General features: G+C 50.8%; 11 protein-coding genes. 5 read left to right on the top strand and 6 right to left on the bottom strand.

Features of this window, described 5'->3' with window-relative positions:
* Nucleotides 1–217 precede the first annotated feature (217 nt).
* Nucleotides 218–649: a DUF1824 family protein gene (locus DYY88_RS02865; protein ID WP_039725324.1), complete on the bottom strand. Its 432-nt coding sequence runs from the start codon at nucleotides 647–649 to the stop codon at nucleotides 218–220.
* Nucleotides 650–736: 87 nt separating this feature from the next.
* Between DYY88_RS02865 and radC the strand changes: the two genes are divergently transcribed.
* Nucleotides 737–1468, top strand: coding sequence for a RadC family protein (gene radC / locus DYY88_RS02860; protein WP_039725323.1), 732 nt, complete (start codon nucleotides 737–739; stop codon nucleotides 1466–1468).
* Nucleotides 1469–1508: 40 nt separating this feature from the next.
* Here the strand turns inward: radC and DYY88_RS02855 are convergent, their stop codons facing one another.
* Both DYY88_RS02855 and DYY88_RS02850 read right to left on the bottom strand, forming a co-directional pair.
* Nucleotides 1509–1961 carry a prepilin-type N-terminal cleavage/methylation domain-containing protein gene (locus DYY88_RS02855; protein ID WP_052288214.1) on the bottom strand — a complete coding sequence of 151 codons (453 nt, stop codon included), beginning with the start codon at nucleotides 1959–1961 and terminating at the stop codon, nucleotides 1509–1511.
* An 858-nt stretch (nucleotides 1962–2819) separates the two neighbouring features.
* Nucleotides 2820–3404 carry a hypothetical protein gene (locus DYY88_RS02850; RefSeq protein WP_130199305.1) on the bottom strand — a complete coding sequence of 195 codons (585 nt, stop codon included), beginning with the start codon at nucleotides 3402–3404 and terminating at the stop codon, nucleotides 2820–2822.
* 439 nt (nucleotides 3405–3843) lie between these two features.
* Between DYY88_RS02850 and wbaP the strand changes: the two genes are divergently transcribed.
* Together wbaP and DYY88_RS02840 are read left to right on the top strand one after the other, a co-directional pair.
* The gene (gene wbaP, locus DYY88_RS02845) at nucleotides 3844–5289 is read left to right on the top strand and encodes an undecaprenyl-phosphate galactose phosphotransferase WbaP (RefSeq protein ID WP_039729264.1); all 1446 of its coding nucleotides are present in this window, start codon (nucleotides 3844–3846) and stop codon (nucleotides 5287–5289) included.
* Between the two features lie 19 nt (nucleotides 5290–5308).
* On the top strand, nucleotides 5309–6553 hold the full coding sequence (locus DYY88_RS02840) for an O-antigen ligase family protein (protein WP_160299498.1): 1245 nt from the start codon (nucleotides 5309–5311) through the stop codon (nucleotides 6551–6553).
* 10 nt (nucleotides 6554–6563) lie between these two features.
* Here the strand turns inward: DYY88_RS02840 and petL are convergent, their stop codons facing one another.
* Together petL and DYY88_RS02830 are read right to left on the bottom strand one after the other, a co-directional pair.
* Entirely contained in the window at nucleotides 6564–6665 is a 102-nt protein-coding gene (gene petL, locus DYY88_RS02835) for a cytochrome b6-f complex subunit PetL (RefSeq protein ID WP_044150902.1), read from the bottom strand.
* 142 nt (nucleotides 6666–6807) lie between these two features.
* On the bottom strand, nucleotides 6808–7074 hold the full coding sequence (locus DYY88_RS02830; protein ID WP_039725321.1) for a hypothetical protein: 267 nt from the start codon (nucleotides 7072–7074) through the stop codon (nucleotides 6808–6810).
* 571 nt (nucleotides 7075–7645) lie between these two features.
* Here DYY88_RS02830 and DYY88_RS02825 point away from each other — a divergent pair.
* Nucleotides 7646–8080, top strand: coding sequence for a response regulator (locus tag DYY88_RS02825; RefSeq protein ID WP_044150900.1), 435 nt, complete (start codon nucleotides 7646–7648; stop codon nucleotides 8078–8080).
* A gap of 114 nt (nucleotides 8081–8194) precedes the next feature.
* On the opposite strand, the gene DYY88_RS02820 is transcribed toward DYY88_RS02825, so the two are convergent.
* Nucleotides 8195–8602: a Na-translocating system protein MpsC family protein gene (locus DYY88_RS02820; protein ID WP_039725320.1), complete on the bottom strand. Its 408-nt coding sequence runs from the start codon at nucleotides 8600–8602 to the stop codon at nucleotides 8195–8197.
* 955 nt (nucleotides 8603–9557) lie between these two features.
* Between DYY88_RS02820 and DYY88_RS02815 the strand changes: the two genes are divergently transcribed.
* The gene (locus DYY88_RS02815) at nucleotides 9558–12701 is read left to right on the top strand and encodes a PAS domain-containing protein (protein ID WP_052288212.1); all 3144 of its coding nucleotides are present in this window, start codon (nucleotides 9558–9560) and stop codon (nucleotides 12699–12701) included.
* Nucleotides 12702–12927: the final 226 nt, after the last annotated feature.

The raw sequence follows: 12927 nt of genomic DNA, 5'->3' as shown, positions 1-12927 counted from the left end.
AGTCTTATCTTGCCGATTAGGTTCCCTATTCGCCCCCAAGACACTACCCAAGTCGTCCTTCAGACGGCTCTAGAATTCTGGGGAAATACGGTTGCGATCGCCCCCCTCACTCGTGGTTTCAATGTCCAGTTCCTGAAGTGTCAACCATTCAGCTCAGCCTCAACTCAGCGCCTCAGACAGATGGTTAATCGCAAAACGCTAGGGGCAAAACACCTAACTACTGTGGCGATTCAAACAAATCAAATGGCAATGGGCCGTACGTTCCGTTGACCAGGTCAAACTCTGGCTCAGAAGCGTGAAATGACACCAGTACGCCCCGTGATGTGCCCGTATAGCCATCTAAATACCAAGCGCCTTTGAGCGTATTGAACTTGAGAAAGACTGGCCCACTACGCGCATCCAGCGACAGCTGTACCGGGCGACTTAAGGCTGCAACAAAGCTCTCCAAAGCGGTTTGAGCGATCGCCAGCGTATCCGCACAGACCCCCAAAGTCTCATAGTCTGCCGCTTCGTTAAATGTCCGTAGCGCCTCTCGAATGGCCACCTTATCAGTCTCAGCCAGTACGGGAGGGGTTTCTAAGCAGCTAAATTGGGCCAGGCGTTGGCGCAGTGCCTTGTAATCAACCGGGTTAGAGTCTGTGACCGTCATAAGTTAACTCACCGTTAAATCTCAAATTCTCTTGGGCTTACTGAAAGCAGGGCTTTGCCCACCTACCTTACTGGCTGAGGTGCATCTATGACGACGTATCAAGTGCGTGTGACCGACATGCCCACCAGCGAGCGCCCGCGCGAGCGCCTGCTTAACTATGGGGCCAAAACCCTCGCAACCGCAGAACTGATTGCCATTTTATTAGGTACTGGGCAAGGTCCAGGCAAGCTCTCAGCCGTGGGCTTGGGGCAATACATTCTGCAATGCCTGGGCGAAAATCAGCGTGATGCTATGAGCGTCATGCGAGATGTATCGCCCCGAGAACTAATGGAAATTCCCGGTGTCGGACCAGCCAAAGCCACCAGTATCTTGGCCGCGATCGAACTCGGTAAGCGAGTGCTACAGTCGCGCCCACCTGAGCAAACGGTTGTGGATGACCCTAGTGTGGCCGCTGCGGCCATGAGCCATGAATTGATGTGGCAAGCGCAAGAGCGCTTTGCCGTCCTCTTTCTCGATATCAAGCACCGCATTTTGGGTATGAAGGTGATTACCATTGGCACGGCAACTGAGACCCTCGCTCATCCTCGTGATATTTTTCGCGAAGTCTTGAAGCATGGGGCGACTCGCATCATCGTGGCGCACAACCATCCCAGTGGCAATCTCGACCCCTCGCAAGAAGATATTCATCTCACCCGCCAGTTATTGGAAGCCGCCAATCTATTAGGCGTGCCCATTTTGGATCACCTGATCCTGGGGAATGGTGACTTTAGCAGCCTCCGACAAACCACCGCCCTCTGGCAAGAAGCTAACTCAGCCTAAAATCGCCGACGAACTCCGTACATTTGTAAGTCCCCAGCAACTAATTAGGACAGTAAGTTTTAGAATCCATAAACGCATTGGTGCCTTCATCATCACAGATAACAAAATCGACTCGGCTACTGTCTGGGTCGTACCAGACCTTACCCATGAATTGTTTGAGACTCGGTTTTGTTGGCAGTGCTCGAATCCGCAGTCCCGAAACATTTAGTCCAGCTGCGGTTTGGTGATTCGTAAAGGGGTTGACTAGGATTCTGAAATTGTTGAGGCCAGCATCAAGCTCGCCAGCATCATCAGAGAACTCGCCCTGTTCTAGGTAGTCAGCTTGCTGTTCGCGTAACCAAGCACCTAAAAAGATTTCAGCTTCTGTCGATCGTGCTCGATTCGCTTGATTTAAAAAGGATGGGAGAGTGATCGCGGCTAAGACACCGATAATAATAATAACTACCAATAACTCGATCAGCGTGAACCCACTTTGACCATAGTGACGTCTCATAAATCAGGTAAAAATAAACTATTTGAAAATTATGCTTCCCTTGAAAAACCAGAAAGTTTCATCAATTTTTCTGATTCATTGTGAGAGTTGTCATCTGTGGTGAAAGAATACGGGTCTATGTCTTAGGTAGCTTTATGGAATAAGTGAAAAACTGAAAGCTTCATCTCAGGGTATCCAGACCTTTTATTTGTAGGGGTTTCCGGGCATGGTTTTTTGGGAAAATACATTCAGACTGAGATCTCGGCACTGATATTTTTAAGATCATTTAATTAATTATTTAAGGCTGAATGTCAAAAAAAATACGTGAAGATGCAAGCAGGGGTAAGTGGCTATACCTTGTTTAAAGAGAATTCATGGCTTCCCAAATACAAGGTGCAAAATCTCTTGCCAATTCATTGATTCAATGCGTTCACCCTCCATCCGGACCTTAGGCGATCGCCACAATTAAACTTGACAATTATGAAGTTTTAATGAAGAGAAATCACCCAAAATTTACATGGATTGGGCTTTACTAAATCTGCCGTTAAAGATGTATGGTCTTCTGCTTTGAGCGATGTGAGTGAAGACCGAGGGCCTGGATACTTGATTGAGCCTCAGCACTGGTCTGTGGCTGTTGTCAGTCTAGCTTAAATGGAGCTGCCTATTTAGAGACGTCTGACTTCCCTTGTGATGAGTAGGGACTCAGCATTAGCCCTCGATTCGGGCTTTGACGCCGCTCAGACCTCGTCTGCCTAAAATTAACTCATTCAGCTGGTTGGGCGGAGTCGAAACTAGCAGCATTGACAACATTATTTGGTTTTTGTGACCTATTGCCACCGACGCAATCAACCGGGAGTCAATACCTTTTGGAATAGAGTCCTATTCCACGCCGCAGTAACTATTGACGTCATCAATCAGATTAGATTCATCTGTGGCTAGGGATGCAATTTGTTCTATAGCTGTGGATGAATCCATCTCGACAGCCTCCAGACTGGCAATCAACTCAGACTCAGTCTCCACGATCGCGACCTTCGACATGGCGGCATTCACAGTGTCGAGCGCCCCGTTGAATCCGGCGAGTACATCAACGTAATCATCACGATAACCTTGGAGTTGAGCATCCGTGAATGCTAAAGATTCCAGCTCAGCAGCCAATGCTTCTAAACTATTGGTCACTTGATCAACTGCATCGACATATTGTGAGGCGGCGGCGGTGATTTCGTCCAAGGTTGACGCTGCTGCGGCATTCTCAGCAAAGGTCGCAATTTCGGCTTCAAAGTTAGCCATGATGGCTTGATTACGATTGACGCTCTCGGCAAATTCATTGCATTCTTGGGGCAGCGGTACGGTTTGAGCTAGCACTCCGCCCCTGGGCATAACCATCATCCCAATAACCATCAGGAGCCTTAAAGTTCCAGGCAAGTTCAATGGCAATGGGCGTGAAAAATGCTCGCTAAAATTCATGCTCACAACTTCAATTCTGTTCCATCAACTCAGGGGCCATGCTCAAACCGTCACCTAGTCGACAGTCTCACATTTAGGAATGGGACTGGTCTATAGCTGCATCACCAGTTCAGAGACGATTCACCAAACGAAAGGGTTTCAATAGTGACAGCGTCAGCGAAAGAGGGCTATATAGAACGGTGTCATCGGTGTTGAACGATTTCTCAAAACATAGCATTCACTTGGCGAGTTCCGTGGTTCAGGCCCAGTAGTTTAGTTCAATGGGCTAGCTGGGAACGGAAAATATCGGACTGTTGAGAGCGTTACCCCCATGGCATAACCTATGCGGATCGCTCAAAAACCTGCATAATTTATCCGGTAATCATGCAGCCGCCCTGTAGGATCGGGATACTTTAATGCTTTGCTACGCATTGCGGTGGTGTGGGCTGCTTTTGTGTCTATGACCCCCCTAACTCAGCTACTAAAACCGGCTTATGGGCCATTAACCTTTTCCCTGCGATCGGTTTCTACCGCAGCGCCTCTCATGGTGGCTGATCTCTTTGGCTTTGTGGCTGCTGCTTACATCAGCGTCATGCTGCGATATGTCATGGGCGGCCAGTTTGAGCCGATTTTGTATTGGAATTTGTGGCCACTATTGGGGGCGGTGATTTTGGTGTATGGCCTTGCCCGGCTATATCCAGGGGTTGGTTTGAGCCCGGTCGAAGAGTTAAGGCGTTTGGTCTTGACCACAACGTTGTTTTATTTAGCACTAGCTGCCGTTATTTTTCTGTTTCGCGAAGGCACAACCTATTCCCGAGGCATCTTTTTAATGGCCTGGCCCTTATCGTTAGTGGGGGTTTGGCTGTCGCGGATTTTGATCAGACGGTTAGTTGCTCCCTATAGCTGGTGGGGCTTCCCCGTATTGATTTTGGGTGCAGGCCGCACTGGGGCGTTGGTGATTCGCACGTTGAAACGCCAGCCCGGGTTGGGGCTTAAACCGATCGCGGTGCTGGACGATGACCCCAAAAAACAAAGTGATATTGAATCGGTGCCGGTTTTGGGGAAGCTGGCGATCGCCCCATTTATCGCTCGCGATCGCAAAATTAGTTATGCGATCGTTGCCATGCCAGGGGTTCCCCGAACGAAGCTGCTAGCGATCTTGGAACGCTATGGGCATATGTTTCCGCACTTGCTCATCATTCCAGACTTATTTGGATTGTCTAGCCTATGGGTCGGGGCCACTGATATGGGCGGCATTTTAGGCTTGGAAATTCGCCAACGCCTATTACTGTATGGTCCTCGGCTCACCAAGATGATTCTCGACTATGTACTGACGCTGCTGCTGGGACTGTGTACCCTGCCATTGCTGCTCGTCATTATGGTGGCCGTCAAGCTCGACTCATGCGGACCGATTTTTTATGGCCACTATCGATTGGGGCGGCGCGGTCGGCCCTTTACGGCGTGGAAGTTTCGTTCCATGGTGACGAATGCTGATGCTGTGTTGCAACAGCATTTGGAGGCGAATCACCTGCTGCGCGAAGAGTGGGAGCGCGAACGGAAACTGAAGAGTGATCCGCGCATTACCCGAGTGGGTCGCTTTTTGCGGCGCACCAGCCTGGATGAATTACCCCAACTGTGGAACGTACTGCGTGGCGACATGAGCCTGGTTGGTCCTCGCCCCATTGTGGATGAAGAGATTGGCCACTATGCCGACAAATACGAGCTCTATAAGCGGGTACATCCTGGTATCACCGGTTTATGGCAAGTGTCTGGTCGCAATGACGTAACTTATGCCGAACGGGTAAATTTAGACGCATACTATGTGCGTAACTGGTCTGTCTGGTTAGATATATATATTCTGTTGAGAACCATTTGGGTGGTAATGATTGGCGATGGCGCATACTGACGCACAATCGCATTGGCTAATGCAAGGAATTCCACGTTGGCACCAAGTTTTGCCCATTTGCTTAGGGTTACTCTCGTATCCCTATTCGATGTTTGTGGGGCTGTTGGGTTTGTTGAGCCTGAGCATTTGGCAGACCCTACGCAGCCCCAAAGCGATTTTTTTCACGCTCTTTAATAGTGGCTTGATCGCGATCGCGGTGTTGATGGTGATCAGTTCCAGCCAAGCCGTCTATCCGGGCGAAGCTTATTTGCAACTGGCTCACTTTTTACCTTTTTTCTGGCTGTGGGCTTGTTTAACCGTCTATCTACAACAGACACTCCATCCCTGGGCGCAGATCTATCGCTGGACTGTCGTCCTTGTGCTGGCGGCGGTGCCGATTAACCTGGTCGGCATTGTCGAGTACCTGTTAAAGCTGGCGCCAAATCCCGCCCTATTGCCCTATTTTCCCTTGATCGACTGGCTGTACTTGGGTGATACCGACATTCTTCGGGCGTATTCTCTATTTGACTATCCCAATACGCTGGCTAGCTATCTCACCCTCATCTTGGGGCTAAATCTGGGTTTAGTGTTTTTAGAGGGGCAAGAGACCCCGTGGGGCCGACAATCGACACTTTCTCTGTGGCTAATTCGAGCGAATGTGTTGCTGACTTTGGGGTGTTTGTTTGCCTCTGGGTCGCGTAATGGCCTCCTAGCGGCGATCGCCCTGATCGTAGTGAGTCTATTGCGAATGCGAACCAATCGCTGGGTGCGTTTACTCGGGCTCGCTGGGCTGGCCTTGATTGTCGTGACGACCTTGAGTTTTGGGGTGGCTGGCCGGAGTGTCTCGTGGAGCTGGGTGACGGATGACCCACGGATTCAGGTCTGGCGTCTCGCCTGGCAAATGTTTCTAGACGAGCCGATTTTAGGGCAGGGACTTGGCAACTACAAACTGCTCTATAACGGCGAGATTCCGCTGTATACCTACATTGCCCATGCCCATAACTTTTGGCTCACGCTGGCCGCCGAAGCCGGACTCATTGTCACAGTGCTCTTTACGCTGGCCATCGGACTCATTTGCTATCGCGGCTGCCGAGCGCTGATGTCGCTCAAGCCGGCGGTGAGCCACCATGCATTATTAATGGGCTACTGCCTGGCATTTTTAGGGATTGCTTTATTTTCGCTACTCGACATCACCTATTTCGAAGCGCGGGTGAATGCTGTAACTTGGCTGAGTCTGAGCGTCATTGCTGCTAGCCCAGTACTCAGCCAAAAGATTAACCACTAGTCATCATCATTTAGATTAGCTTGACGGCTCTCATTCCAAAATAGAGAACCATGGCAGTCGCAAATCCACCACCTAGTAATGCAATAAATGCGATCGCTCCACCAACGTTCATCGAGCTTCTCCTACTTAACAACGGCTCCTCTATTCAACCATGAACGCTCTACTTGATGCAGCGTGAAATTGACAAAAGCCCTGATTTGTCTACCGATTGCGCTCACAGGATGTAGAGACAGAGTGCCTTGATGGGCTGAACTTTAGGAATGCTGTTGAATGCGATTTTCGAACTCTTGGCGAATGCCCTCAGCTACTTGCAGCGCGGCTGGATAAATGTCCTCATGCTGGACTTGCAGCCAGTGTAATAGGCCACTGAATTGAGCATTACGTAAATCTAAATCGGCTTGAAAAATCGACGCCATTGCCATGTATTTGGCATATTCAGCGGGGTGCCCCTGCTTGACAAACTCCGCCGTCAGCGCCAATAACGCTTCTTTCCTTACATCATCATCAGATGCCGACATCATGGCCTAACCACAACCAACTCAACGAAATAGAATCCTCCCTACATTAGTCAATCTAGCTGGGCTCAAGCTACCCCTAAAAGCCCGACTGCAAAATCTTTACAGCCTTCTTTCCGGCTCTCTACTTAGCATCGGCTCATGGGCCAATGGCTTCAGTTGGTCCCTAACGTCAGACTCACAAACTGGCTCAGTGCTCCTGAGCAACGTCTCATCCCCTACCCCTCAGTCGATTTCCTCATGATGGCAAGCTGTCACTCTAATGTTTACTGGTTAGCTCAGCTTTGGTGTGAGGCTCTCTTGTGAGAGATGTACATATCAATGGTGGTTGTCAGCCATCCTGAGTCCGGTGACAGGTCGGTGCTCACAGGACTCGATTGAGGATGCTAACATAGCTGTAGCCTAAAAACACCGATACTCTCTGACCCTCGAGCGGTGCCTCGTTGGCTTAGAGTGACTCGCTGTTCAGCTAGAGCCAACTTTGTTCGAGTGCTGTCACACCACTTGAAGAGTGTCTTTTTAAGCGAATCACATTTAGGTTGATTGCTGACAGACTCAGGCTTAAGACTTACCCCATATGGAGACTCACAATATTGGTCTCGACAATAGTGTTGTTACACAGCGACCTCAATCTTTACCGGTCATTGTGGCGGTTGATGATGACGAAGACAGTTTAGTGTTACTCAGCTATGTAGTTGAAGGTTTGCCTTGTTCATTAGTTTGTGAAACGGATGGACAGGCTGGTTTGGAGAGAATTATTAGTCTGAAACCTGATCTAGTGCTGTTAGATGTTCGCCTGCCAGGGATTAGTGGCTTTGACATTGTCCATCAGTTAAAGAGCTCACCCGATACGGCGTCGATACCCCTGATAGCAGTAACGGCCTTAGCCGGTCAGCGGTATCAGCAAGCGTTGCGGGCAGCAGGATTTAATCATTACATTTGTAAGCCATATGGGCTAAATGATATTCAAGCGGCGATTCAGCAATATTTGTTTGTCGCAACTCAGTTGTAATGATTGTCAGGCAAGCGGGCGAATTTTGTTCGACTAGCGGATAAAGGGTCGTACGGAAAACGGCTGCGTCAATTCGTCTGTGGGCAGGCTAACTTGCTGACACAGAGCGATCGCTTAGAGATCGTTTGATTTGAAGTGAGGGGTGTCGGACAACACCACCACGATCGCGGTTCTGCCTGTTGCGAGCGTAGTGTCGCTCAAAATATCAACCACTTCCAAATTCAGAGTCGTTTGCACGATTTCGATCAGGGCCGGTCGGAGGGCTTTATCAAGGTCATCGCGCACTTGCTCGACATTGACTTGCGTCGATTTCCCATCATCTCTTTTGTCTTCCTTGAGCAACAGACGTTCCAGCTTCGTCAGAGAATCTTCGGCTAAAAACGTGATCGTATTATTGGTGATTTGACAAGTGACTTTGCCAGGCGCATGGCCAATGTGACTTTTGTACAGCTTTTGAATCTGTTGAGAGAGGGTGCGTTGAACCTGCCCTTGAGATTGAGTCTGTACGATGCTGTCCGTCATGATTTTTTGCGATGAGAGAATGTGACCGCCGCTGATCAGCCTTCGCTAGGGGACCTCATCAGTTGTGACGGACAAAAATGATTGGTGAGTTTTATATGTAGTTGGTAACTGAGGCAGGTAAATAGAGGGGGGCTATTTTGGGCAATCACATGCTGGATGCACGGCGCTAATGATCCTCGCTCTGAGTTCTTCTCCCAAGGCTAGGGAAAGGACTTTAGGCCCTCATTGCTCTCAAAACTTTAAGCAGAGGCGGGGGGGATCATAAGAGCTAGGTGTACGCCGGATATGAACGCCTGAATTAGGGTGGGCATGATGCCAATAACAATTTAGATTATATTGTCTCCGATTTTAGATGGATATATATCAGGAAGATGCCCGGGCCGATAATTAAGGGGGCTCAGAGTAAGGCTCAGCGATTATTAAAGGCCACAAAAATGCGTGGTCGATGTAAAGCTGGATACCTCGTGTGAAATAGTACCGAGTAGTGAGGTCGGTTAGCATCGCGTGGCATCGGTAAGTGACCGCCTTGCCGTTCTCTACGATGGAACTGTGGCTGTTTGGTGTGTTTGTCAGACTCTGACTGCGAAGCGATAGATCCAGAACGATCGCTGCCCAAACATGACTCATGGCGAAGCTAGTGGCCCAGAGGCTGTGATGGCAAACCCTTGCTGGAGATCGCTTTGCAGTAAGCCGCGTCAGATTGTGCTCGTCGTGCTGAAAGCTGGAGGGAGCGAGTAATTTAGCCCCTGAAGCAACTGGTCTAGGGGGAAGGGGAGGGGCGAAATCATTGGGTTCTCAATGAAGTGGGTAAGTCCTCATCTATGATGTCTAAGATATTAGGGATGTCTAAGATATAGGCATGATGTGGCGATGGGCGATCGCCGTTATCGACTGCAGGACTTGCTCGTTTTAGGATTGCGCTCAGCTTCCGGTTTCACTCTTTGATGTGGTGTTTATGCCCCCTGCTGCTGTCTTGTTGACGATTGCGGATGATCATCCGCCGCTGTTGCCGGAGCCGTTGTTGATTGAGGTGGTGCACCACAATCTGGCTCAGCTCACCACGACCGCTGATGCCGCTAGTGATACTCTCGTGCAGCTTTGGCAAGAGTCTTTGGCGGTGCTCATAATTACTGGGGCGATCGCTCCGGCCAGTTGGCTCCAAACCTTACGACAGTTATCCAAAGGTGCTCAAGCCGCTGGGCCGACGGTCATCGTGGTGGGGGAGAATGATGCCGCGTTGGCGGTGCAAGCCATCAAAGCGGGGGCGGAGGATTATTGGGTGGGCGATCGCCTCACGGCTGCGCAAATCCGGGCGGCTCTGGCTGATGTGCCTTCACCAAAGTCCCCTGAGAAATTGATGGCGCCGCCCCTTACCCCTATCGCCTTACAAGATCACGAAGCGCGCCTCCAGGGATTTGTTGAGTCCAATGTGGTCGGCATTCTCTATGGCGATGTCTACGGCAACGTTGTGGAGGCCAATGACGAACTGCTGCGCATGGTGGGATATACCCGAGCAGATTTAGCCGCTGGAAGGCTGAACTGGATGAAGATGACCCCGCCTGAATATCAATCTCTGGATGAACGCAAATGTGCGGAAGCCCGGCAGCATGGAGCTTGTACGCCCTTTGAAAAAGAATACGTCCGCAAAGACGGGAAGCGGGTGCCAATTCTCATTGGTTTCAGCTTGTTGGGAGAAAGCCGGGAACAATCGGTCTGCTTTGTGCTGGATTTGACCGTTCGGAAACAAGTGGAACGGGCCCACAGCCGGACTGAAGACCGCTTACGCATGGCATTAGAGTCGGCGCAGATGGGGACTTGGGACTGGAATTTGACCACTAACCAGTTGATCTGGGACGACCGCTGCAAAGCTATCTTTGGGTTCCCTCCCCACGCAACCGTAACCATTGACCACTTTTTTGCGGCGCTGCACCCCGACGATCGGGAGCGGCTGCAACAGCAGATTGATGATTGCCTGAATCCCGCAGGTGATGGCATTTACGATGTGGAATATCGCGTCGTGGGTCTCGAAGATCAGGTTGAGCGGTGGATTCTCGCCAAGGGGCAGGCGTACTTTACGACCGAGGGTACGCCTAAGCGGCTTATTGGCACCGTGCTGGAAATTACGGATCGGAAACAAGCAGAAGCGGCAATACGAGAGAGTCAGGAGCGGTTGCAGCTGGCGATCGAAGGATCGGGGAGCGGGTTTTGGGATTGGAATATCGTTACCAACGAAGACTATCTCAGCGCTGAGTGGCTGCAAATGCTCGGTTATGAAGCGTCGGAGTTGCCCGATAAGTACAGTTCTTGGGAACAACTGATTCACCCTGATGACAAGTCGCGAGTGATGGAAACGTTGTATGCCCATCTACAGGATGAGCGGCATTCGTATCAGTATGAGTATCGACTGCGAACGAAGACAGGCGGTTGGAAATGGATTGCCAACTTTGGCAAGGTGGTGAAGCGTGACGAAGCCGGTAAAGCGATTCGGATGGCGGGCATTCATCTCGATATCAGCGATCGCAAGCAGGCAGAAGCCCAATTACGCCTGAGTGAGGCTCGTTACCGCACCCTGGCCAACGCAGTCGCGCAGCTCATTTGGGTGAGTGGGGCCGATGGTCAAGTAGAGTTTTTCAATCAGCAATGGTATGCCTACACGGGCCTGCCCGAGGCTGACTTGTCCCGTAGAAGGTGGTCTGAGGTGATTCATCCAGACGACTTAGCGCCAATTGAGGCGATTCGGACGGATGCGCTGGCTCGGCAAACTGCCTACGAGGTCGAAGCCCGAATCAAACGCTATGACCAAACGTATCGCTGGCATTTGACCCGAGTCATGCCCCTCTGTGATGAGGCGGGACAGGTGATTAATTGGTTTGGTACGGCGACGGATATTCACGATCGCAAGCTCGCCGCAGCGGAACGAGAGCAACTGCTAGCCCAAGAACAGGCAGCTCGGGCGGCAGCGGAACGGGCCAACCGGATGAAGGACGAATTTTTGGCGATTCTCTCCCACGAGTTGCGATCGCCACTCAACCCGATTTTGGGGTGGGCTCAACTGTTACAAACTCGAGAATTTGAGCGTCCCAAAATGCTACAAGCGTTGTCCTCGATTGAGCGCAATGCCAAGCTACAAACCCAGCTCATTGATGACTTGCTGGATGTTGCCAAAATCTTACGGGGCAAACTCAAGCTTGATTACGCAGCCGTTGATCTTATCCTCGTGATTAATGCCGCGATTGAAATTGTGCAGACGTCAGCGATCGCCAAATCTATTGCCATAGAATCGCAGTTGCAACCCTCCAAACATTCTGTTTGGGGCGATCAGGGACGCCTGCAGCAGATTATTTGGAATCTGCTCTCCAATGCTATCAAATTCACCCCAAAGGCTGGTCAGGTCACCGTAGCGTTGACCCAAACAGAAACCACCGCTTGCATTGCCGTAACCGATACAGGTAAAGGTATTCAGCCCGAGTTTTTGCCACACATTTTTGACTCCTTTCGGCAAGAAGATGTCTCGATTACCCGAGAACATGGCGGCTTAGGTTTGGGACTCGCGATCGCGCGCCATCTCACCGAAGCTCACGGTGGCTCAATTGCAGTATCGAGTCCCGGCGTGGGACAAGGGGCCACCTTTACCGTAACGCTGCCGTTGATGGCTGCTCCCTCTGCGGTTCCCCAGGCTCACAGCGCGATCGCGGTTGATCCGACTTTGACCGATGTGCGGATTTTGGCTGTCGATGATGATGCTGATTGCCGAGATCTGCTGGTCAACCTATTGTCGGCTTATGGCGCGGAGGTCTTGGTTACGGCCTCCGCCCACGAGGCGTTGGCGCACCTGCACCAGTTTGAGCCCGACGTCTTGATTAGCGACCTGGGGATGCCGCAGTTGGATGGCTACGGTCTGATTCAGCAAATTCGGTCGCGATCAGTCAAAGAGGGTGGGCAAATTCCCGCGATCGCGCTCACCGCCTACACCCGTGAAGAAGACCTGGAAAAGAGTCTAGCCAATGGATTCCAACGTCATCTTGCCAAGCCGATCGAAATTGATGTGCTGACCCGCACCATTACCGAGCTCCTGCAGTCTCCGCCATCAGAGAGATAGCGTGGGGACTGCAAGCGTAGTTCACCCAGGCCATGTTCACCCAGGCCATGCTCGCTGTCACCCAAGTTGCCCCGCCTCACATCCTGACCGTTCACTAGCGGCGGAATTTTTGCCTTTGAATTTGGAACTTGTCATTTGGCATTTGGCTGTAGAACCTGGCATCAACAAAATCTATCTTTCGTCTAGGTGCCAGAACTTCACGATTATCTATCTTATTAACCTAGGG

It is taken from the genome of Leptolyngbya iicbica LK (assembly GCF_004212215.1).
In the GTDB taxonomy this organism is placed as follows: Bacteria; Cyanobacteriota; Cyanobacteriia; order Phormidesmidales; family Phormidesmidaceae; genus Halomicronema; species Halomicronema iicbica.
Note: the sequence above shows the minus strand (reverse complement) of the source record. Positions and strands in the feature narration are given on the sequence as shown.

Excerpts from the sequence above, each read along its gene's own strand:
- DYY88_RS02850 (WP_130199305.1), bottom strand. The coding sequence starts at position 3,404 with ATGAATTTTAGCGAGCATTTTTCACGCCCATTGCCATTGAACTTGCCT.
- DYY88_RS02820 (WP_039725320.1), bottom strand. The coding sequence starts at position 8,602 with ATGACGGACAGCATCGTACAGACTCAATCTCAAGGGCAGGTTCAACGC.
- DYY88_RS02825 (WP_044150900.1), top strand. The coding sequence starts at position 7,646 with ATGGAGACTCACAATATTGGTCTCGACAATAGTGTTGTTACACAGCGA.
- DYY88_RS02855 (WP_052288214.1), bottom strand. The coding sequence starts at position 1,961 with ATGAGACGTCACTATGGTCAAAGTGGGTTCACGCTGATCGAGTTATTG.
- DYY88_RS02865 (WP_039725324.1), bottom strand. The coding sequence starts at position 649 with ATGACGGTCACAGACTCTAACCCGGTTGATTACAAGGCACTGCGCCAA.
- radC (WP_039725323.1), top strand. The coding sequence starts at position 737 with ATGACGACGTATCAAGTGCGTGTGACCGACATGCCCACCAGCGAGCGC.
- DYY88_RS02815 (WP_052288212.1), top strand. The coding sequence starts at position 9,558 with ATGCCCCCTGCTGCTGTCTTGTTGACGATTGCGGATGATCATCCGCCG.
- DYY88_RS02840 (WP_160299498.1), top strand. The coding sequence starts at position 5,309 with ATGCAAGGAATTCCACGTTGGCACCAAGTTTTGCCCATTTGCTTAGGG.
- DYY88_RS02830 (WP_039725321.1), bottom strand. The coding sequence starts at position 7,074 with ATGATGTCGGCATCTGATGATGATGTAAGGAAAGAAGCGTTATTGGCG.
- wbaP (WP_039729264.1), top strand. The coding sequence starts at position 3,844 with ATGACCCCCCTAACTCAGCTACTAAAACCGGCTTATGGGCCATTAACC.
- petL (WP_044150902.1), bottom strand. The coding sequence starts at position 6,665 with ATGAACGTTGGTGGAGCGATCGCATTTATTGCATTACTAGGTGGTGGA.